The following is a 19013-nucleotide window of genomic DNA, read 5'->3' on the forward strand; positions in this document are numbered from 1 at the left end:
GCGCCCCCTGGCGCCCGGCCCGACTCGAACGGTGCCGTCATCCTTGGGTTCAGTGACGCCCAGTACCAGCGCTGGGCGTTGAGCAGACTGACCTCCAACCGTACGAGAGAGGCCGCTCTCGAGCACGTCAATTGAATGTCCGCTCATGCCGCAATCCGCGCGCTCGTGCCGATTGGCAAGTTCCAAGGTTCTACGCTGCGACCTGTGCCCGACGACCTTGCCGAAGAGATGCGACTCCACATGGCTGAGCCATTCCCCGACGCCGTGGAGAAGGGGACGGACTACGGGGAGGTGGATGCGGTCATGATCGGTGCCGACATCTACGGCTGGGCGACCAGGGCTGGGTCGCTGTCCGACCTGGACCGTTCTCGACTGGTGCAGGCGGCTGACGAACTGCGGCGCTCCATGGAGGCGTTTCCAGCAGACGCCCGGCCGTACTACGAGCGAATCCTCAGGATCGCTCGTCTCACTCTCGACGTCTGAGCGGCGCACTCATCTGCCACGACCCGCGCACGATCATGCCGATGAGCGGGCAGTGGACAATATCGCCGTGACCAGCCCATACGACGACGAGCGAGCCCACCTCATGCCGCTTCTTGAGGCGTTCCAGGCCAGCGGGAATCACGCCGTCAGCCATTGATTCGTCCCAAGGCCAGGCGGCGGTTGGGACGTCCACCTACGTCTGACACTCGACGCTGGGCTCATCGAGCGACACCTAGAACCAGACCCGCTCGCAGACCAACTGCAGGTCGCTGACGACACAGTGCACTGCGCTCACTGTTCGGCTTGGATCTACGGCGCGGGCGCACCTGAGTAGCCGAGCGTCGAACGACCGCTCATGCCGCGCTCCGCGTGCCACGCAGCGTTACGCCGAGCTGGCCTGGATACCGTCCAGACGTGTGCCGATGAGTGCACAGCCGGGCGGCGTTCCAGTGACCGTCGGTCTGTGTCAATCAGCTCTCCGGCCATGACAATTTCTGCCGCGTCTTGGCGGGCTCTCGTGTATCGCCGTGGCCTGGCAAGATCGCTGCGGGAGGTAGAGTCATTGCAGTACACGTGGGTTTCGACGGCTGGCGGACCGCTGCTCGTCGCTCCGCAATCGGCGCTATCGCTGTGGACCGGTGCTGATAGCACGGATGGTTCCGTGGAGAGCTGGGGGGACTACGGTCGGGCGTGCGCGGTCGACGGTTACGTCGGCGTGATCGCCATCGGTCAGCGGCAGGCGCTTGTTCTGGGCGACGAGCCGGCAATGACGACATACCTATCCTCGGAACGGCTGTTCCTGCGGTGGGCAGCGGCGTACGGGGAAGATGACCTGGTAAGCGCTGCACGCCGAGCGGTACGTGATGGCGTGAATTGGGACGCGGATGAGGATGTCCGCTGGGTGGTGGACGGGCCAGTCGTGATGTTCGATTCGGCGTGGCCCGGAGCGGAGTTGGAGCCCGACAACCACCTCGTGATCGATCTACGCCCGAGCGAATATCGGGTCCGGGCGACGTACCGCGCCGATGGTGACATCTGGATGATCTTCGTTCAGCTTCAACCCGTGCCATGAACTCGCACAGCCGGAGGCAGACCAGGCTTGATCAAGACATCCGGATCTGCCGCGATCCGCGCGGTCATGCCGATGAGCGGTAACTGCGGATGATCTTGTCCGGCGCAGTTGTGCCGATGAGCGGTTACGCGGGCAGCTGACCGTACCGCCTGGATGGTCGTCATGGGCGGGACAGGTGAACTGCCTTGATGCTCGGGTCTACTCAACTGTGAGCGTGCTCGGCTTTTCACCCCGGTACGGAATCCAGAGGTAGCCCGGCTGGAACTCGACGTAGTTGTCTCCCAAGCGGAGTTCGTCGTGCAGGGCGTCCTTGAGGACGAGTCCATCGATAGTGCCGTCGGCCAGCTCGTCTGCCCAGTCGCTCTTGAGTTCTGAGGGATCGACGGAGCTCTCCGGGTCCCAGCCGACCTTCGCCACGAGGTACCCGTTGAACCGCTCAAGTAAGCGGTAGAGCCCTATACCTACCTCGCTCAACTCGGCGGCAGAGAGTCTGAATCTCGGCAGCGTCCCGTCCAGGCTCACACCCCAGCCGACAGCAACCGGGATCACTGATACCTCGATGTAGGAGGGCGTCCGGTTCATCACGGTGCGGTGGACGGGAATGCGGTGGCGGCCCGCCTGAACCGGCGCGGGGCTGGGATCGGCGAGGGCGGCCGCGCGTGCACCCTCGACGTTCTCACCGAAGTTGCCTACCAACTCAAAGCAGATCGCCATGGCGTCCTCAGCTCGTCGGCCACGACGCCCCGGCACCCGGGCGCCCGGGCGCCCGGGACATTCTTGCGTGGAGGATCTCCGGATAGCACTGCAGGGCCTGGTCGTGGGCGGAGACCAACCCCGCGGCCATCCGGAACTGCCGCCGACCGGTCGAACGGTGTAGCAGGGGGAGAATGGTTCCGTGAGTGATCCCGCAGCAAGGTACCTCGCCACTTTGGGCAAGATGGCCGAGGCCGAAGGCGACGACGGGCTCGGCCAGAACCGCCCACGCCAGTGGAACCGGCTGGTTGAGCGTCTGCAGGTCGCGCGCAAGGAACTCGCGGCCACCGAGTCCGGCCAGGAGCTAATCAATGGGCTCCTCGACGACCCGCGAGTAACTGTCCGCCTGTGGGCCGCCAGCCACGCACTGCACTGGAACGCACACGCTGCGCGAACGGTGTTGGAGGAAATCCAGGCGGATCCAGCGCTCGGACTAAATGGACTCAACGCCGAGATGACGCTTCGCGAGTTCGACGCGAGACGCCTGAATCCGGACTGGTGATTCGCGCGCCCATGCCGCGGAGAGTGCGGCGCGGCACTGCCGATGTCCGGGTGGGCGGGGACCCCTCACCCGTCGGCGGACTCGTCTCCCCCGTACAGGTCAACATCGAGGGGGATGCCCCGTCTCCCCAGCGCCAACATCGTCTCCGGCTCAAGCGTCACGCCTTCGTTTCCGCGCTCCATAAACCATCCGCAGAACAGGTCGACGGTGTACCGAGCGCCCAGGTCGCGCCACACCGCCTCGTCGGAGGTCAGGCGCCCGAGGATCGTCGCGACCTGGGCATCGACGTCGGCCGGCGTCGTCTCTTCGGCGTCCAGACTCCACAGACCGAAGCGCCGCGTTCTCGTCACACCGTGGGAGATCCACGCCTCGCCCTTGGCCCAGCTTCGTGAGGGCTCACATCCCAAAGCCGTCGTGATCGCGTCCGGAACAAGTTCTTCGCCCGCAACCCGGAGCGCGGCCAACGCGCGAGCGAGTTCCGCCATGACAGCGAGAGTAGCCAGCCTTAAGGTCACGCTGCACGCGACTCACAACCATGCCGCGACCGCGAGGGTCATGCCGATGTGAGGTTCTGCTCCGGCCTCCTCGCCGCTCCTTCCTGAGAGGATTGCTTCATGAAGGTTCCGCCGCAAGAAGCGGGCGCCTGAGGATGTGCAGTGGGAGCACATCCAGGCCGAGGTTCGAAGGGCACGTCAATCACGGTTCGAGCAGACAGTGACGCAGCGAGATCTCGTCGATTCTGTGTCGCAGATCCTCTTTCGGGCCGATCCTGTCGGGATCAACTTCGAGACGAACACAGATGAGTACGACGCGGAAGCGGAAACCATCGTGATCGGCCTACCGAACACGCACGGCCCCGAGGACGTGAACGCGCTGACGCACGAGACTTCGTTCAGTGGTTCGACGCACAGACTGCCGGCCCCATCGAGCGGTACGCCGCGGTGTCCTCAGAGATTTGGAACCTGTGACGACGCCATCATGGTCAGCATGGACTGAGCGGTCAGTAGGCACTCACTTGCCGCTCTTCGCTCGCGGGTCCATGGCTATACGCGCGAGAGGACGATCGTCGAGAAGTCCGGAAGCCCAATGGCCACGCGCTCGTGGCTTCGATCGATCATGCTCAGCAGGGTGATCGATTGGTCAACGCGATGGATGCAGTACAGGTCGTTCGTTCCGTCGTCGCCGAATGCGATCCAGTCGTCGAGGTAGCCGTCGATGGGTCTCAGCCAACTCTCGGCTCCACCCATAGACCCCGCAGGTAATGGCAAACGCCGGACCTTAGCGTGTCATGTTCCAGGGTGATCCTCGCCCCGGCCTGGTGCTCATCGTCAACCATGATCGTTCCGTCTTCACCACCTGGTTGCGAGAGCGTTTCGCCGTCTTGGAATGGGTGCCAGTCGGTCTCGGGCATGTGGTCAGCATCTCGGACACGTGGCAGCACTGACCAGAGAGGCAGCCCGTCATGTCGATGACAGGCGGGTCAGTGAGGTGTCGGGGGCATCGGCCAAACGCGCCGTTCGCGGCGCTCGCCTGGCAGGCTTACGGCATGACCTTCGAACTCGCAAAGGTCCCGGGTGGCGACGTAGCCCGATGGGGTGAAGAGTGCGGCGCGAAGGCGCTGGCTGGAGTCGAGGCCAGAGACTGGCGCCCTGTCTACGACTGGACCAAGAGTTGGATCGGCTGGGGCGGCGGGGCGTGGATACCAGACACGTGGCTCCTGTACGCCGTCTCCTCCCTGCTTCGAGGACAACCTCGGAATGCGGTGCACTCGCTCGACCTGGGCATCGGCACGTGGCTGGCGGGGCCTGGTGATCGTGCTGGCCTGACGTGGTGCCGAGGCATGGTTGTCATGAACGCTCTGCAGGACCCGAAGTCGGCCCTGCTCGACCTGGAACCCGTCGCAGAGTCACTGCCCCCGTGGCTAGCTCACCAAAGCGCCGAACTCCTCGGCCGGTGCCGCGAGGTGGCCTCGCGAAGTCGCAAGCGCAAGCCGGCAGTCAAGCCGCACCCACACTTCATCGGTGCTGACAGTGTTCGACACGTAGTGGCTCCCGCTGCCACCGATCGCCGTGACGGCGATCCTCCTGCGGTGTGGGCAAACATCGTCGCCTACTTCAGCGCGTAACATCCGCACATGCCGCCGAGCGTGAATCAGGACCATGCCGATGAGGAGCGGGCGTGCTCACCCATACTTCCTCTATGGAGCCCCTGCCGCTCAGCGAACTTTTGAAAGCGCGCCCGAGGTTCAGCGTGCACATGCCCAAGCGGTTGATCGCTTCAGCCCTATGGGACTACGGCGAGGATGCGCTTGCCCAACGCGCACTTGGAATGTCTGAAGAGGAGCGACTCCAGATCGACAGGATTTGTGCCTGGTACGAGATGCCCGACTATCCGCTACCGATGACCGGGCAGCGCATTACCCACAACCACGTCGCAGCGTTCGCCGCCATCACCTATTTCGAAGGTGCGGTCAGACCCCTGGCTCGCAGTCGGCGCCGGCCAGCAAAGGACCGGCCGGCGGACTTCGACGACTAGCGGCCGGTTCGCTTGCCACCTCAGGACGCACGCGACGACGCACTCTCATGCCGCGATCCGCGCGGTGATGCCGATGAGCGGACGTAAGGCGGCGCAGCCTGCAACACTGCTCCGGTGGCTGACGACTGGTTCCGCTCTCCCGACTGGTCACCCGGTGCTCAGGCGGACTTCGAGGCGCGTCTTCGGCGCGCCCACGCCGGTAACCGGACTCAGTACACACGCATCAAAGGCATAGCTCTCCGGGAGTCGGGCCAGATGGATGCCGCTCGGAGCGTTTGGTCGCGCATCCTCGAAAGCGACCTCGGCCACGAGTTCGAGAAAGCGTCCACCATCGAGCACCTGGCGGACTCCTACGTCGAGCAAGACCCGACGACCGCTGAGCAGTACTACCGAAGACTATTGGCGGAACATCCCACGCTGAACGGAACGACCGCGACCGCGGAGATTTCCCTTGCTGAACTACTCATCGACAAGGGTGACCCAGCCAGCATGGAGGAGGCACTCGCGCTCTTGAACTCGTTCCTAGAACGCGGCACGTCCCAGTTCCCCAGTGCTCTTCCGCTGGCATCTGGCACTCATCCGCATCGCCCAGGCAACCGCCGAGCAGGAGACAGTTCGACGTGCAGCGAGGACCGCATTGGACATGGCCGGGCGCGGCCCGGTGTTTCCTCGTCACAAGACGGTCGGCGTCGTCCATGCTGACGACCACACCCTGAAGCGCCTACGCAAACTCGCGAAGTAGGCTATAAGGAGCAGCGATGCCAGAGAAGCGACAGACGTTACGACCGGGAGTTCCGTGAGATGCCTCTGGTGAGTCACACGCACCGCGAGGCGAACGAGTCGGCAATGTGTTGTTCCACGTCGGCCCAGGCCGGCGTGTGGTGACCGTAGCCGGGCACAGGTTGTCGCTGGACTCCGAAGAAGTATTGGTGGTCCACGGTGCCCCTGATCGCTGCATGCACGTCGGGGTGATCGTCGATGAAGTGGGTCAATCCCAGTTCAACGCAATGCATTCGCTTGTCCGCTCTCGCCCTGCAGAACCGAACATGTTCGCGTTTCAGTCCAGTGCGGCGGTAGAAGTCGTGCGCCTCTAGCCAGTGCTCGGTGCGGGCTTGGACCCGCGGACCGCATTTTGAGATCAGCCAGACCTGCCCGCCGAATTGTTTGATGAGCCGGGCAATCGCGGCCGCCGCGCCGGCCATCTCAGGCGTCGCCAGCATGGTCGCCTCGTCGCCGGTGAAGAACGCCGTGTCCCCACCGTCCGGATGCGCGGATCCGTCGATGATCACTCGTCCGATGTCGATACCCAAGCGTGGTTCGCGGCGCTGTTCCATGCTCGACAGCATCCACCAGCCGAGCCTTGACTTGAACTATTTTTCTGCGGACTAGCTATAGTCCTTTCCTATGATTGACCGGGACATGCTGGAAGCGGACGCGCTTCGCTCGTTTGCGGTCTTCGCCGAACACCGCAACTTCACTGCCGCGGCCACGGCTCTGCACATCAGCCAGCCCTCTTTGCACGTGAAGATCAAGAAGCTCGCCGCCGCGTTAGGTGTCGACCTGTACGAACGCACCGGCCGGGCATTGACGCTCACCGCCGCCGGCGAACGGCTGGCAGCGTTCGCACTGGACTCGCATCGACGGCTGGACGACTTCCTCGGCGACCTGCACGGCACAAGCCGACCACTGGGCATCGCCGCCGGACGCGGCGCGCTGCGCTGGGTGATCGCCGAAGCCATTCGCCGCATCAGTACAACCGGCCGCAGCATCAGCGTCCTCACCTCCGACCGAGAGTCGGCGATCTCGGCACTGTCAGCGGGTCACGTCGACCTCGCGGTGATCGCCCACGACCCCCCACCTCCACAGTTCGACTCACGCCAGATCGCCAGCTACCCACAGGTGCTGGTCATCGATGTCGACCACCCGTTGTCCAACCGAGACGACGTCAGCCTGCTCGACCTCGACGGCCTCGAGCTGGTCCTGCCTGCCAGTGGGCGACCCCACCGCCGAACCCTCGAGCGGGCACTTGCCGACGTAGGAGCGTCCTGGCGTGTCACCGCCGAAGTCGACGGTTGGGACCTGCTCGTCCACTGCGCAGCCCTGGGCATCGGCGCCACAATTGTCAACGGATGCGTGGCCGTGCCAGACGGTCTAGCCGCCATACCGGTGACAGACCTCCCGAAGATCAGGTATTGGGCCACCTGGCGCAGCCAACGACGAACCCACGTCAACGACCTCATCACCCACCTGGCATCACCATGACCGAGGATCGCGTCGCAGCGAGCAAGTTCCTCGCCTACGTCCTGCGACACAACCCCGCCGCCATCGACATCAGCCTCGACCCATCCGGCTGGATCTCCATCGACACCCTGCTCGCCGCCCTCGAGCACCACGGCCGCCCCATCGACCGCAAGCTCTTCGACCAACTGGTGGCCGGCACCGACAAGAAACGGTTCGAAGTCCTCGGCACACGGGTCCGCGCCGCACAGGGCCACTCCATCAACATCGATCTCCAACTCGACGCCACCGAACCACCAGCCGTGCTCTACCACGGCACTGTCGACCGCTTCCTCCCCAGCATCCTCACGAACGGTCTCCGACCACAACAGCGAACCCACGTCCACCTCTCCCCCGACCCCGCTACGGCCCACACCGTTGCAGCCCGCCGCGGCAAACCCGTCATCCTCACCATCGACGCCGCGGGCATGTACCACGGCGGCATCCCCTTCTACCAAGCCGCAAACGGCACCTGGCTCACCAACCACGTTCCACCCAACCGGATCCACCTCCACAAACCGACAGCCGATGAGGAGCCACGTCGCTGAATCCGCCGACCCCGACCCGGGCAGTGGACTCGTTCGGAGCCGAGGGCCAGTCAGCCCGCGCCGTCACAAGCACTGCCTCCGCCGCGCGGTCCTCAGGAGCGCTCTTGCGACGCCTGGTAGCCCTGCGGGCCCGGCGTGAGGTGTCGATGACAGCGAGGCCCACTCAAGCGGCACGTCCTGCCTGGTCTCAGACGTGGTCTCATTCGTCTACATTCGTGACCGTTCGGCGTGGTCCACGGGGGCGCTGCCGTGCGTGGATGGATGCCTCCGGACGTACGCGGACGCGGGTGCTTGGTCCTGAAAAGCGGAAGGTCGACGGTTCGACCCCGCCCCTGCCCACCACGTTTTCGCAGGTCAGCGGCCTGCACGGTCCTCAGACCGTCCAAGCCGGGCGCGAAACAACTGAGACCACGGCGCCCGAAAATTGAGACCACCTGGCGCATCGTGCCTGGTCAGCGGCCTGTCAACGTCTGATTTGGCAGCGGAAGGTCGACGCAGGAGTTGCAGCCATTTGCGTCCACACAGTCCGTGTCGGAGCGGCCCTTTCGTGAGCGGGCGTGATGCGCGATGGCCGGAAGGGTTCCCGGGCGAGCCTGCGTGCTCGGCGTGCGCCGCGGAGTCGCCCCGGATCATCGTCGGTGGTGATGAACGCGATCCGGTCGTTCCCGTTCAGGTGGGGGTGCCGCTGCAGTAGGAGAGGCGGTCACCTCCCCGGTGTGGACGTCGCCGATGAACAGCTCGTTCGTCTGTCTTGGTTGGGTGGCGACGGCGAACGGGAGCCCGGCCGGGATCGTAGGTACAACCTTCAGAGTTTCGCTAACGATGATGTCGACTCGGCATTCACCGGCAACCAGGACTCGGTTCGACCATGGTTGACGGTGATCGCCCGTGCTGCGGTCGAGAGCGGGATCCGCGCGGTGACCTCGCGAGTCGGGCGGTCGAGCACGGTGACGCTTGGTGTCACTTCGCCGCCGCCGAGTCCGGCCACGTAGATACCGGGACGCCGTGGCCGACCGTGCGCTCATCGGCGTGTAACAACGTGGGCGCCGCTGTCGGCTCCCCTCCGGGATCGCGACTGCCAACGACCGAGGTGGCGCCTCCCACTATGGACGGCGCCCCCTCACCATCTTGGTGCTACGGCACTAGGCCCAGGATCAGGGCGATGGTGCCGACGGTCGCCATGAGGAGAGCGGCACCGGGGTGCATGCCGATCGACACCCGAATGTCCTGCTTCCGCCAGACCAGCCAGACCGCTGGGAACATGAAGATCACCTTCGACAGCACCGTCCACGGCGCCCAGAAGTGGTACACCGAGAACAGGACCGTGTTGAGCACGGGCGCCCCCCAGCCCAGGTGGGAGATGCGGGGAAGCAGGAATCCGCGGAAGTAGAGCTCCTCGATGAGCGGAAGGGTGAATCCGGTCAACGGAAGGCACACCAACATCGTGATCAACAGCACCGAATGCGAGTACCCGTCGAGGTAGGTGGTAGCGCTGCCGCCCGCGCCTTCGAAGGGGATCCAGGTGAAGAACGTGTCGAAGACGAGGTTGTCCAGTGGGGTGAGAGCGAGCGCCACCACCGTCATCCACACGATGAGGCCGGCGATGATGGCGGTGATCTTCCCCCGCGGGATCGGCTTGTCCAGGTACTCCACCACCCCGCGCAGCGAGAACCGGCCGTTGCGCCTGCTGCCCAGCCACAACAGGCCGAACTGAACCGGCACGAGCACCACGATCAAGGCGATCGCCCAGGCTAGGAAGCTCGGATAGCCGATCGCCTTGACGAGCGGTTCGGCGAAAAGCATGTAGACGGCGACGATCAGGGCGCCGGGCACAAGGTGCAGTGCGATCGACAGCGGAACGGAGTGACGGTCAGCGATCAGCAACTCGACCAACCGGCTCGGTTGGGCAACTCTCGTTGTGTCCGTGGGGGTCTGCGTGTTCTCCATGCCAAAACGATTGCCCAGCCTCCTGTCACGGCCCTGTCATGCCACTGACGCGGTGGTCCCCACCTGGCCGCCACTCCCGGTCAGAGTGGTCTCAGACGTGGTCTCATTCATCTACGTGCGACGTCGTCCGGCGGTGTCCGTGGATGGCACTGGCGAGCGTGAACGGACGGCTGCGGACAGCGCCGGAAATACATCCTTGGTCCTGAAAAGCGGAAGGTCGACGGTTCGATCCCGTCCCTGCCCACCACCTCTGACCAGCGCAAACGCAAATCGGCGGACGCTGTAGGCCCGATTGACGCCAGCCTTGACGCCAACCCCGCTCGGATTGACCACTAGCGAAGACGCTCATCGAGCCTCCGCAACGCTGCCCGCTTCTCGTCGAGTGAGGCGTGAGCGTAGATCGTCATCGTGACATCGATGTCGGAGTGACCCACGATGTCTCGCACGATGTGCGGGGCCGTTCCAAGGGCGGCCCCAACGGGCCGCCGCGCCCGCCTCATCGGGCCGGCCTTCCCTCCGCGCCTTGACGGCGCCCGGTCGGCCGGCCCGGCTTGGCGCGAAGAAAGGGCCCCCAGAAGACTGACGACCCTCACAGCGTCGGCACCGTTTCGCCCACAACCCGGCGGTGGCCGGGGCAGGCCGGAGGCTTTAGCCACCTCGTTGGTCCGGGTCCCAAAGGCCGGGGCCCACGGTGGGCGGTAACAGTCGGCCAGCAGAGCTGCCCACCACGCCGGGCCAGGCTACGGGCCCCCGACCTCCCGCACCAAGCCAGGGCACCGGCCAAAGCCTCCGACCCTCTGAGCTTCACCCGAACCCTCCACGATCCAGATGTCGTCGCCAGACGTCCACAAGGGCCCCTACGAAGCGATCGTCGTCGTATGCGTTGCTGACAATCATCCGAACCACCTGAGGGAGGCTGTGGTGTCCAGGTCGACTGAGACCTCGAATGAGGTCGGTGGCGAGGTCGTAGTAACCGTCCTCTGGCGCCCCAAACACGCCGCCCGTCCCCTCAGGACCACGCTCGCAGAGGATTGATCGAAGATCATCGTGCACGCGGCTCCATCTCTTGAGCCGCTCCTTGTCGCAAGCATCCATGCCCACCCCTGAGTCCACGAGCCACCGATCGTGCCGTGCACCTGCAAGTACAGCAGTGAACATGTACCTACGGGCCAGCGAGCTCCCGGACCAAGCCACGCCACCGGGCAAACGCTCCGACCCTCTGAGTGCCAGTGCCGCCCCTAGCCCAATGGAGCAGAAGGCTGGCATGATCCGGCCGTGACTATGCCTCCCAGGCGAACGCCGACCCGGAGATGGATCCTGCTGGCGCTCGTGCTCTCGTCTGCCGCCTGTGGAGCCCGAAAGAGCGTCATCAGTGACAAGGACAACGCGGTGACCGAACATGCCGTCACCGTGCACCTGCCGCCACCCGCCGAAGGCGATGAGCTGGCCCTCGACCAGATCGAAGATCCACTGATCGAGGCGATCGATGCTGCCGAGGTGGGAGAGTTCGACGGCAACGAGGTCGGTCCGGACGAGACCGTCGTCTACATGTACGGGCCGGATGCAGACAAGCTCGCTGCTGCCATCCACCCAGTCCTGAAGTCGCTTCCTCTTCCACCCGGCAGCTACCTGATCAAACGCTACGGTGACGTCGGTGCGCGTGAAGAACGGGTCAACGTCGCTCAGTAGCCGCACAGCAGACAAGTACAGCAACACGGCCGACCAGACCCACCCGAACCTGCAGCCAGCCGAACCTGCCATGCTCCTTCCAGAAGCGCGGCCTGGAGGTAGGTAGAACATGTCGGAGTCCGCCGAGGTTGGACGAGCCATTGAGGAGCTCGCGGCAAGGGTCGCTGACTGCCAGGGGTTCGCCGGCGAGTTCAGCCTGGAGTACACCGGAGGTGTCGCTCCTCCCGCCGATGCGTGGCTCTGCTCAGTCGAGGTCGAGGTCCCAGGAGGCACCTTCGAGGTGAGGGGCGCCACTGCGGCCGACACTCTTCGCGAAGCAATCCAGAGAATGAACACCCTCGATCCGCGGAAGGACATGCCGAAGCTCGGGGAGCGCGGAGCCCGCCGACTGTGACTCCAGCCGTGACGCCAACCGACCCACGCGAGGACAACCAGGATCCGCCAGACCATGGTCACCACAGCCGCGAGCACAGCCCCGACGCCGCCTGCCGGGACCTGAAAAGCGGAAGGTCGACGGTTCGACCCCGTCCCTGCCCACCGCATTTCTGCTGGTCAGCGGCATGCAGACCCTCCCACAGACGCCGCTCGGGGCCGAGTCAATTGAGACCACGGCGGGAACTGAGACCATACGTGGCATCGTGCCTGGTCAGCAGGCTGCAAGCGTTCTGATTTGGAGCAGAAGATCGCCGCAGGGTTACGGCGATAGCGTCCAATGCGTCCACGGCCAGCGCGGAGATGCCGGGGTATTCTGCTCCGCGGCGGTCCCGCGACGAGTTCGGTGCCCGCAACGGGCGACTGCGGGTCTGGGTTCAGTGACGGCGTCGGTTCGTCTCGAACACTGACCCGATGGCGCGGACACTCCTCTGAGCGCCCGTCGGAAAGCGTACGTGCCGAACTGGTCCGCTTCCTGGAGTCAGATCGCACTCGGTTGCCATGTGATCGCCAACAGTGCCATCGTCAACCCGGCAGCAGGTTAGCCGCGGTTAGAAGAGGTCGTCGAGGATGCCGCCGTCGTCGTCGGTGGGTGTGGGGGTGGGTTCGGGCTCGAGTTCGGGTTGGCTGGCGACGACGATGGTTATGGTCGAACCGCGTTCGCGCCTTGTGCCCGCTGTTGGGGTCTGGTTGATGACTGTGCTGGTGGGGGCGTCGGCTGTTGGTTCGTGGGTGGTGCGTACGTCGAAGCCGGCGTCGGCGAGTCTGGCTTCGGCGACCTCCTGGCTTTCCCGCATCACGTCGGGCACTTCGACGAGTCCAGTGGAGTAGAAGAGTGTGATGGTCGTGCCGGCGGTGGCTTGCGTGCCTGCGGCTGGGTCGCTGCGGGTCACGGTGCCATTGAGTTCGGTGGACTCATCGTCCTCGTGTTGTTTGACTTTGAAGCCTTTGGCCACCAGCTGAGCTTTTGCTTCGGCGAGTTGCTTACCTGTCACGTCGGTGATCGTCACGCGGGGTTTGCCGTCGGAGACGGTGATGCCGACGGTGCCGCCGGCCTTGATCGGCATGCCGGGATCGGGGTCTTGGGCGATGATCCTGCCTTTGGGCACCGAGTCACTCGGTTTCGTGGTGACTTGGGCGAGGTCGAGGTTGTTCCTACCAAGAATCGCTCGCGCTTCACGTTCAGTCTTGTCCATCAACGTGGGCACCAACGCGGTCCGCGGCTCTTGCTGACCGAGTGCCCGGAGACCGATGAATGCCGCAACACCCAGCAGAAGCAGCAACGCCAGCGCGAGCAGAGCGTAGCCTGTGCCGCGGCCACGCCTGTCCGGCCGGTCACCCACCAGTGTCATGGAATCGTCGCCAGCCATGAACGGGGCAGTCGCGTCGATTGGCATCACTGGTGCAGCCACCTGCTGGCCGGACAGTCCGCGTTCGATGTCCAGACGCATCTGCGCGGCCGATTGGTACCGGTCACCCGGGTCCTTCTGCAATGCCGTGAGGGTGATCGCGTCGACGACCGCAGGTAGGTGCGGGGCGAGTGTCGATGGCGGTCGTGCGTCTTGCTGGACGTGCTGGTAAGCCACCGACACCGGTGAATCGCCGACGAACGGTGGCTGTCCGGTCAGTAGCTCGTAAAGCAGGCAGCCGGTGGAGTAGATATCACTGCGCGCATCCACAGACTGACCGTGCACTTGCTCCGGGGAGAGGTACTGCGCGGTGCCCATCACCGCGCCGGTCTGAGTCATGGCGGCAGTTTGGGTGGCGGTGCTGACGGCGCGGGCGATGCCGAAGTCCATCACCTTCACGTCGCCATCGGCTGTCAGCATGACGTTGGCCGGTTTGATGTCACGGTGCACGATTCCGGCGCGGTGGCTGTACTCCAACGCGTCACAGATGTCCGCGGTGATTTCCAGCGCCCGCTCAGGCAGAACCCGGCGGCCCTCCCGGACGACTTCGCGCAGCGTCCGGCCCTCGACATACTCCATCACGATGTACGGCACCGACACGCCTTCGAGGACCTCTTCAGCGGTGTCGTAGACGGCAACGATCGACGGGTGATTCAGTCCGGCTGCCGACTGCGCCTCTCGACGAAACCGCGCCTGGAACGTTGGATCCGTGGCATGGTCGGCACGCAGCGTCTTCACCGCGACCGTGCGCCCAAGCCGGCGGTCGACACCGATGCGGACCTCGGCCATCCCCCCACGACCGATCACCTCACCCACCTCATAACGGCCGTGAACCAGGTGCTGTGCAACGCCGGGCTCGGTCACTGCAGTGGGATACCCCTCTGCCTGATGCCTCCCGACCATGCTCACCGTCCGATCATCTGCCGTCCGCAACGCGCCACGCCAGGGTGCTCGACCCCTGCCTGTCACCGCATGTCCAGGCACAGCCGCTGCCGGTCCCTGCCGCGGCATCGGCCTGGCTACGCGGCCTATGCTCCGCCGCTGCGTCCGCGCTCACACCACCCCAGGTGGCCTGCAGCCGGAGCAGCGGCTCGGGAAATCCAGGTGGTGGAGTGTCAGTGGCGGTCGTACAGAGGCCGTCCATCTCGACGGTAGTAGTTCCGGCGGTCGTCTCCACCAGAGGTTCGGCGGCGCTGCATGCTCATCAGCACCGTGCCGGCGACCGCGATGACGCCCCCGCCCATGAAGATCGCCCCAAGTGCGTCGTCGTCGATGTAAGGCACATCGAAGGCCACCGCCCAGGTGATGATCGCACCGGCCACGATCAGCACAATGCCGGTACCGACACCGGCCTCTGGCCGGTCCGCCTGCATGATCACCGAACCAACCAAGGCGACGATGCCTGCAAACAGCAGAATCAGCCCCAAGGAGTCATCGGCGATGTAGGGCAGGTCGAAATCAACTGCCCAGGTCAGGACGGCCCCTAAAGCGAGCAGGAGAACGCCTGATCCAAATCCCATGGAGACTTCCTTCCTCAGATTTCGGCTACAGGACGCCCGGGGCCACATCGGTTGATCATGTTTCCGGGCCTGTCTACCGCGCCGTTCACAGCCCCCATAGGCGCCGTGGTCGAAACCATCAACCACGCAGTGCAAACGCTCCCACCCTTGCTTCGAAGCCGCAGCCCACCGTATGACAGGAAAGCCATTCGCGGGAGACCCGGTACTTCGACTCTTTGGATCTCCAACGAGGCTGCAGTTGCCGGGTTACGCGATCTTCCCAGTTCCACTCCCCGGACAGATATGTCCGCAGGCGGCCACCGCTCGGCGGCGCAGGGCCGTGAACCTCCCGAGACGTGGCTTGCCGCTGATGCCGCTGCGCTGGGACATCGAATCCTGTCGCTGCAGGTCAGCACCGGGTACGACCGTTCGTCTGCTCGCGCGGACAGGCCGGCAACACCGCAAGGTCGGCTCACGGGTTGTGACGGGAACGCATTCTTCGAAAGAGAAAATTGCCGGCCTAGGACTCGTCGGATCCAGGCTTGTCGAGGACATGCGCCCACGGCGTCGGCCGGTGCACCCCGTGGGCTTGGGTGGACCGATCCAGCGTGGCACATCTGTTTTGTGGGTTTGTTACTCGGTGGTTGCCCGTAACCTCACCGCCGGGGGATTCGTTCCTTCGACCGCACGCGGAAATCTCCGGGGTCGTACAGGAGTGCCGTTCGGGGCTGGCGATTTCCACCAGAGGAGGGACGTGACAAACCAATGGTGATGCGTGGACCGGGGTTGCCCCCGGACAAGCACATCCAGGCCAGAGTGTGGGCCCGACGCGCCGCCGCCATCAGCGTCGGTGCCGCCGTGGTGTCGGCACTGACTGTGGCCCCCGCCGCAGCCAGTGACGAGGTAAGCGCTGAAGGTGAGACGGTCAGCCAGGCGACCGCCAGTGCGTTCAACCTGAGTATGGCCGGACAGGTTGCGGGCAGTGGCGGTTTCGTCGCAGTCAACGACGGTGTACTCGAGACCGTGAAAGGTGTCCGCACTCCCGATCTGCCGGTCATCGACGACCAGCAGGCTGTGGTCGTAGGTGCTCTCGGTCAAGACGCCGCTGCCACCGCCAGTGGCTACGCCGCGGCCTGCGCCGGCGTTGTCGGCAGTGCCGGGGTCATCAAGGTCGGCAGCGACAACACCTGCCTGATCTCCGGCGAGGGCAGCATGCAGGTCTCGCTCGGCACGCTCGACCAGCTCGGCCTCGCCGCCCTGCTGGGTGGCCAGCTCCCCGGGCTCCCGGCACTGCCGGACCTCCCGGCCACCGGTGATCTGCCCCTGCCGACCAGCCTTCCCGAGACCGGCAACCCGCCGGTTCCCGGCAACCTGCCGGCGCCGGGCGACCTGCCCGTCCCGGCTGTTCCTGACCTGGCGCTGACTGACCTTGGACTGGCTGACCTCGGTTTGGAAGGCCTGACAGGTGAGCTTGCCCTGCCTGCCGGTGGACTGCCTGACATCGAACTGATGCTGGTCGGTGAAGCGATCACTTCCCGGTGCCTGTCCACCCCGACCGACACCTTCGGCGAGGCGACGCCGATCGATGCCCAGGTCGTCGCCGTTGTGGCTGGACAGCAGGTCCCGGTCGCCGACCTGACCGCCGACGGCCTGGACCTGACCCTCGCCGACATCCTCAGTAAGGTTCAAAGCCAGCTACCGGCCCAAGCAGGCACCGTGGTCAACCAGATCCTGGCCGCGGTCCCGGCCGACCAACTCAACGCCGTACAACTGGCCACCATCCAGGTCGGGGCCCAGACCGCCGACGCCACCGCAATCGCCGTCACCGCGCTCGGTGTCGAGACCGCCCTCCCAGGCCTGATCGACATCGAACTCGGCAAGGTCACCTGCACCTCCAACGCCTCCGCATCCGCCGATGCAGACGCAGACGTCCAAGCCGGAACGTCCGCAGGAGGCCTCGACGCTGGTGCCGGCGCATCGGCTGACGAATCCGGTGTCGCCGCCGGAGGTGGAGCCGCAGCCGAAGCCGGTCCCGCCCAAGCCGAGGGTGCCGTTTCAGCAAACCTCACCACCGCATCCGACAACACCCCGGCCGCCAAACTGGGCTGGGGAGCAGTCATCGCCCTGCTGCTGGCCGGAGTCGGCCTCGCCGGCCTCAAACTCCGCAGCGTGATCCGCCACTAAACAAGAGGCCGGCAATCACCACCAGAACACCAGATGAATCGCTCCGACCCCGTCGGCACGCCTCAGGGCAACCGGCGGGGTCGGAGCGGTTTTCGAACTCGCGGCTGACCAAAGCCGAGCTCAGGCGCTCCGAACACACGCGTCGAACACGGGCGGCGTCATTTGCCCTTCCACGTGGATAGGTAGGTCCTGGCCCTTCACGTTTGCTCGAGCCGCCGACAGGCTCCGCCAAGGTGCAGCGAGTACGAGTGGGGATCCGCGTCGATTACGCCGAGCGACGCGGCCGGCCACCTTCTCCGCCCGGCATCCGTCCGGTGCCGCGCCCTAAGAACTCACCGAAGGTCGCCTCCGACTCGGCGACCCCGCGAGCAAAAGCGTCCAGCGCCGCCTCAGAACCGTCCCAGGTGTCGTGACCCTCGAACTCGGTGGGACCCGGCCAAGCCGCTCGGAGATCAGCTGGTCGTAAATCGGTGTCTCGCTCATCGGGTGTGCTCCTGTGATGCGATTGGGCATGCCCGTTTGCGTGCCGCGGACTAACCGCCGGCTCCGGTAGCTCCCGCCCGTACGCGCGAACGGCGGCATCGTTCGTCTTGACATCGGGCTGCCAGAGGCGCCCTCGTCGCACCGCGCCAAACGTGGCGTCCTGTGCACGCTCACGATCCACGTCACGAGGAGCCCCGAGAGTACTGGCATACCGCCAGTTCCGATGGACCGCGCGTCGCAACGTGCGAGTGGTCTCAGACGTGGTCTCATTCGCCTACGTTCGGGACTGTCCGCATGTGTCCTTGCGTGGTGCTGCGAGCGTGAGCGGACGCTCCTGAACGCTGGCGAACGACCGTTCCTTGGTCCTGAAAAGCGGAAGGCCGACGGTTCGATCCCGTCCCTGCCCACCACCTCTGACCAGCGCAAACGCACCTGATGGGCTATCTGGGCTGGTTGGCTGGTCTCATTTGTGGGCCAGCGTCGCCGGCACAACTTCGACTCCGCCGATGCCCGAGTAGCAGTGGTTATGACGCCTTCGGTGCGGTGTCGGTAGCGAGTTGCGCGGCACGTTGATGGGAGATGCCGAGAAGCTGGCCAATGTCGCGCAACGGGAGTCCGGCGTCGACGAGTTCCCGTACGGCGGCGCGCGACTCCTGGGCCGCGCGCGACTTGGCCAGGTCAGATTCCTTCCGCAGCTTCTCCGCGCGGGCAAGATGGAATTGAACCGACTTGGGTAGCCGGTGTGAGACCACCAACTCGAACGAGTCCGGCGCAACGTCGCGCATAACTGCGATCAGGTCACGGGCCATCTCCTCGACCTCGCGAAGATGACGGGCCTGGGTTGACCGGCCGATCTCGGGTACACGGATCAGCCAGAACCGGCCATCACGTTCGACCTTGGCATGGTAGGTATCCATTACCGCCACCATCCCCTCCCCAGGACAGGTTCGCACTCTTTGAAGATCTCCCGGGCCAGGCCTTCGCCGATCTCGTTGTGCCTCGGGATCGGTATCGTCAGTCCGGCGAGGTTGTAGACGGTGTGCTGAGCTCCCTCGCGGCCGATCTCCCACCGCTTGCCCTGTTCCTTGGCTTCGCGGCCGATCTTTCGGATCAGGTCTCGGCGCTTCATGCAGGGTAGTCTAGGTTCCCCTAGACGGTCAAGGCAAGGGCTCCCTAGACGGGACCCTAAACGTTCACTGC

Annotated in this window: 21 protein-coding genes; 12 read left to right on the forward strand and 9 right to left on the reverse strand. The window is 65.1% G+C overall.

All coding sequences use genetic code 11. The features are described from left to right. Positions 1 to 204 precede the first annotated feature (204 nt). Positions 205 to 483, forward strand: a complete 279-nt coding sequence (locus ABN028_RS28510) for a hypothetical protein (RefSeq protein ID WP_349698756.1) — start codon at positions 205 to 207, stop codon at positions 481 to 483. 562 nt (positions 484 to 1045) lie between these two features. Then, entirely contained in the window at positions 1046 to 1555 is a 510-nt protein-coding gene (locus ABN028_RS28515; protein WP_349698757.1) for an immunity 21 family protein, read from the forward strand. Positions 1556 to 1753: 198 nt separating this feature from the next. Here the strand turns inward: ABN028_RS28515 and ABN028_RS28520 are convergent, their stop codons facing one another. Then, positions 1754 to 2269, reverse strand: coding sequence for a hypothetical protein (locus ABN028_RS28520; RefSeq protein WP_349698758.1), 516 nt, complete (start codon positions 2267 to 2269; stop codon positions 1754 to 1756). Positions 2270 to 2450: 181 nt separating this feature from the next. Between ABN028_RS28520 and ABN028_RS28525 the strand changes: the two genes are divergently transcribed. Continuing rightward, positions 2451 to 2810, forward strand: coding sequence for a DUF2019 domain-containing protein (locus ABN028_RS28525; protein ID WP_349331782.1), 360 nt, complete (start codon positions 2451 to 2453; stop codon positions 2808 to 2810). Between the two features lie 65 nt (positions 2811 to 2875). Here ABN028_RS28525 and ABN028_RS28530 read toward each other — a convergent pair whose 3' ends face one another. Beyond that, positions 2876 to 3295: a DUF4279 domain-containing protein gene (locus tag ABN028_RS28530; protein ID WP_349698759.1), complete on the reverse strand. Its 420-nt coding sequence runs from the start codon at positions 3293 to 3295 to the stop codon at positions 2876 to 2878. 166 nt (positions 3296 to 3461) lie between these two features. Between ABN028_RS28530 and ABN028_RS28535 the strand changes: the two genes are divergently transcribed. The 4 genes from ABN028_RS28535 to ABN028_RS28550 all read left to right on the forward strand — a co-directional run bounded on the left by ABN028_RS28535 (position 3462) and on the right by ABN028_RS28550 (position 6047). Then, entirely contained in the window at positions 3462 to 3806 is a 345-nt protein-coding gene (locus ABN028_RS28535; RefSeq protein WP_349698760.1) for a hypothetical protein, read from the forward strand. A 550-nt stretch (positions 3807 to 4356) separates the two neighbouring features. After that, the gene (locus tag ABN028_RS28540; RefSeq protein ID WP_349698761.1) at positions 4357 to 4935 is read left to right on the forward strand and encodes a hypothetical protein; all 579 of its coding nucleotides are present in this window, start codon (positions 4357 to 4359) and stop codon (positions 4933 to 4935) included. Between the two features lie 53 nt (positions 4936 to 4988). Continuing rightward, complete coding sequence (locus tag ABN028_RS28545; RefSeq protein ID WP_349331787.1) at positions 4989 to 5345, forward strand: hypothetical protein; 357 nt, start codon at positions 4989 to 4991, stop codon at positions 5343 to 5345. A 114-nt stretch (positions 5346 to 5459) separates the two neighbouring features. After that, on the forward strand, positions 5460 to 6047 hold the full coding sequence (locus ABN028_RS28550) for a tetratricopeptide repeat protein (protein ID WP_349331788.1): 588 nt from the start codon (positions 5460 to 5462) through the stop codon (positions 6045 to 6047). 113 nt (positions 6048 to 6160) lie between these two features. On the opposite strand, the gene ABN028_RS28555 is transcribed toward ABN028_RS28550, so the two are convergent. After that, the gene (locus ABN028_RS28555) at positions 6161 to 6679 is read right to left on the reverse strand and encodes a hypothetical protein (RefSeq protein ID WP_349331789.1); all 519 of its coding nucleotides are present in this window, start codon (positions 6677 to 6679) and stop codon (positions 6161 to 6163) included. A gap of 70 nt (positions 6680 to 6749) precedes the next feature. Here ABN028_RS28555 and ABN028_RS28560 point away from each other — a divergent pair, with 70 nt between their 5' ends. Together ABN028_RS28560 and ABN028_RS28565 are read left to right on the forward strand one after the other, a co-directional pair. Continuing rightward, positions 6750 to 7607 carry a LysR family transcriptional regulator gene (locus tag ABN028_RS28560; protein WP_349698762.1) on the forward strand — a complete coding sequence of 286 codons (858 nt, stop codon included), beginning with the start codon at positions 6750 to 6752 and terminating at the stop codon, positions 7605 to 7607. Beyond that, positions 7604 to 8170, forward strand: coding sequence for an RNA 2'-phosphotransferase (locus tag ABN028_RS28565; protein ID WP_349331791.1), 567 nt, complete (start codon positions 7604 to 7606; stop codon positions 8168 to 8170). Before ABN028_RS28560 ends, ABN028_RS28565 begins: the two co-directional genes overlap by 4 nt. An 805-nt stretch (positions 8171 to 8975) precedes the next feature. Here the strand turns inward: ABN028_RS28565 and ABN028_RS28570 are convergent. Both ABN028_RS28570 and ABN028_RS28575 read right to left on the reverse strand, forming a co-directional pair. After that, positions 8976 to 9158 (reverse strand): hypothetical protein, encoded by a 183-nt coding sequence (locus tag ABN028_RS28570; RefSeq protein ID WP_349331792.1) that lies wholly within the window; start codon positions 9156 to 9158, stop codon positions 8976 to 8978. Between the two features lie 146 nt (positions 9159 to 9304). Continuing rightward, on the reverse strand, positions 9305 to 10117 hold the full coding sequence (locus ABN028_RS28575) for a CPBP family intramembrane glutamic endopeptidase (protein WP_349698763.1): 813 nt from the start codon (positions 10115 to 10117) through the stop codon (positions 9305 to 9307). 1275 nt (positions 10118 to 11392) lie between these two features. Between ABN028_RS28575 and ABN028_RS28580 the strand changes: the two genes are divergently transcribed. Together ABN028_RS28580 and ABN028_RS28585 are read left to right on the forward strand one after the other, a co-directional pair. Continuing rightward, positions 11393 to 11806, forward strand: coding sequence for a hypothetical protein (locus ABN028_RS28580; RefSeq protein ID WP_349331794.1), 414 nt, complete (start codon positions 11393 to 11395; stop codon positions 11804 to 11806). Between the two features lie 109 nt (positions 11807 to 11915). Beyond that, a complete protein-coding gene (locus ABN028_RS28585; RefSeq protein ID WP_349698764.1) occupies positions 11916 to 12200 on the forward strand; it encodes a hypothetical protein in 285 nt (94 codons plus the stop codon). A 589-nt stretch (positions 12201 to 12789) separates the two neighbouring features. Here the strand turns inward: ABN028_RS28585 and pknB are convergent. Both pknB and ABN028_RS28595 read right to left on the reverse strand, forming a co-directional pair. After that, the gene (gene pknB / locus ABN028_RS28590) at positions 12790 to 14658 is read right to left on the reverse strand and encodes a Stk1 family PASTA domain-containing Ser/Thr kinase (RefSeq protein ID WP_349698765.1); all 1869 of its coding nucleotides are present in this window, start codon (positions 14656 to 14658) and stop codon (positions 12790 to 12792) included. 104 nt (positions 14659 to 14762) lie between these two features. Next, positions 14763 to 15167, reverse strand: coding sequence for a hypothetical protein (locus ABN028_RS28595; protein WP_349331797.1), 405 nt, complete (start codon positions 15165 to 15167; stop codon positions 14763 to 14765). Between the two features lie 750 nt (positions 15168 to 15917). Between ABN028_RS28595 and ABN028_RS28600 the strand changes: the two genes are divergently transcribed. Continuing rightward, positions 15918 to 17330 (forward strand): hypothetical protein, encoded by a 1413-nt coding sequence (locus tag ABN028_RS28600; RefSeq protein ID WP_349698766.1) that lies wholly within the window; start codon positions 15918 to 15920, stop codon positions 17328 to 17330. Positions 17331 to 18337: 1007 nt separating this feature from the next. On the opposite strand, the gene ABN028_RS28605 is transcribed toward ABN028_RS28600, so the two are convergent. Further along, positions 18338 to 18730: a hypothetical protein gene (locus tag ABN028_RS28605; RefSeq protein ID WP_349331799.1), complete on the reverse strand. Its 393-nt coding sequence runs from the start codon at positions 18728 to 18730 to the stop codon at positions 18338 to 18340. After that, entirely contained in the window at positions 18730 to 18942 is a 213-nt protein-coding gene (locus ABN028_RS28610) for a hypothetical protein (RefSeq protein ID WP_349698767.1), read from the reverse strand. The genes ABN028_RS28605 and ABN028_RS28610 overlap by 1 nt, the downstream gene beginning before the upstream one ends. Between the last annotated feature and the right edge of the window lie 71 nt (positions 18943 to 19013).

Origin of the sequence: Actinopolymorpha sp. B17G11 (assembly GCF_040196095.1) — a bacterium.
Lineage (GTDB): Bacteria > Actinomycetota > Actinomycetes > Propionibacteriales > Actinopolymorphaceae > Thermasporomyces.

Excerpts from the sequence above, each read along its gene's own strand:
- ABN028_RS28520 (WP_349698758.1), bottom strand. The coding sequence starts at position 2,269 with ATGGCGATCTGCTTTGAGTTGGTAGGCAACTTCGGTGAGAACGTCGAG.
- ABN028_RS28530 (WP_349698759.1), bottom strand. The coding sequence starts at position 3,295 with ATGGCGGAACTCGCTCGCGCGTTGGCCGCGCTCCGGGTTGCGGGCGAA.
- ABN028_RS28540 (WP_349698761.1), top strand. The coding sequence starts at position 4,357 with ATGACCTTCGAACTCGCAAAGGTCCCGGGTGGCGACGTAGCCCGATGG.
- ABN028_RS28555 (WP_349331789.1), bottom strand. The coding sequence starts at position 6,679 with ATGGAACAGCGCCGCGAACCACGCTTGGGTATCGACATCGGACGAGTG.
- ABN028_RS28560 (WP_349698762.1), top strand. The coding sequence starts at position 6,750 with ATGATTGACCGGGACATGCTGGAAGCGGACGCGCTTCGCTCGTTTGCG.
- ABN028_RS28565 (WP_349331791.1), top strand. The coding sequence starts at position 7,604 with ATGACCGAGGATCGCGTCGCAGCGAGCAAGTTCCTCGCCTACGTCCTG.
- ABN028_RS28575 (WP_349698763.1), bottom strand. The coding sequence starts at position 10,117 with ATGGAGAACACGCAGACCCCCACGGACACAACGAGAGTTGCCCAACCG.
- ABN028_RS28585 (WP_349698764.1), top strand. The coding sequence starts at position 11,916 with ATGTCGGAGTCCGCCGAGGTTGGACGAGCCATTGAGGAGCTCGCGGCA.
- pknB (WP_349698765.1), bottom strand. The coding sequence starts at position 14,658 with ATGCCGCGGCAGGGACCGGCAGCGGCTGTGCCTGGACATGCGGTGACA.
- ABN028_RS28595 (WP_349331797.1), bottom strand. The coding sequence starts at position 15,167 with ATGGGATTTGGATCAGGCGTTCTCCTGCTCGCTTTAGGGGCCGTCCTG.
- ABN028_RS28600 (WP_349698766.1), top strand. The coding sequence starts at position 15,918 with ATGCGTGGACCGGGGTTGCCCCCGGACAAGCACATCCAGGCCAGAGTG.
- ABN028_RS28605 (WP_349331799.1), bottom strand. The coding sequence starts at position 18,730 with ATGGATACCTACCATGCCAAGGTCGAACGTGATGGCCGGTTCTGGCTG.
- ABN028_RS28610 (WP_349698767.1), bottom strand. The coding sequence starts at position 18,942 with ATGAAGCGCCGAGACCTGATCCGAAAGATCGGCCGCGAAGCCAAGGAA.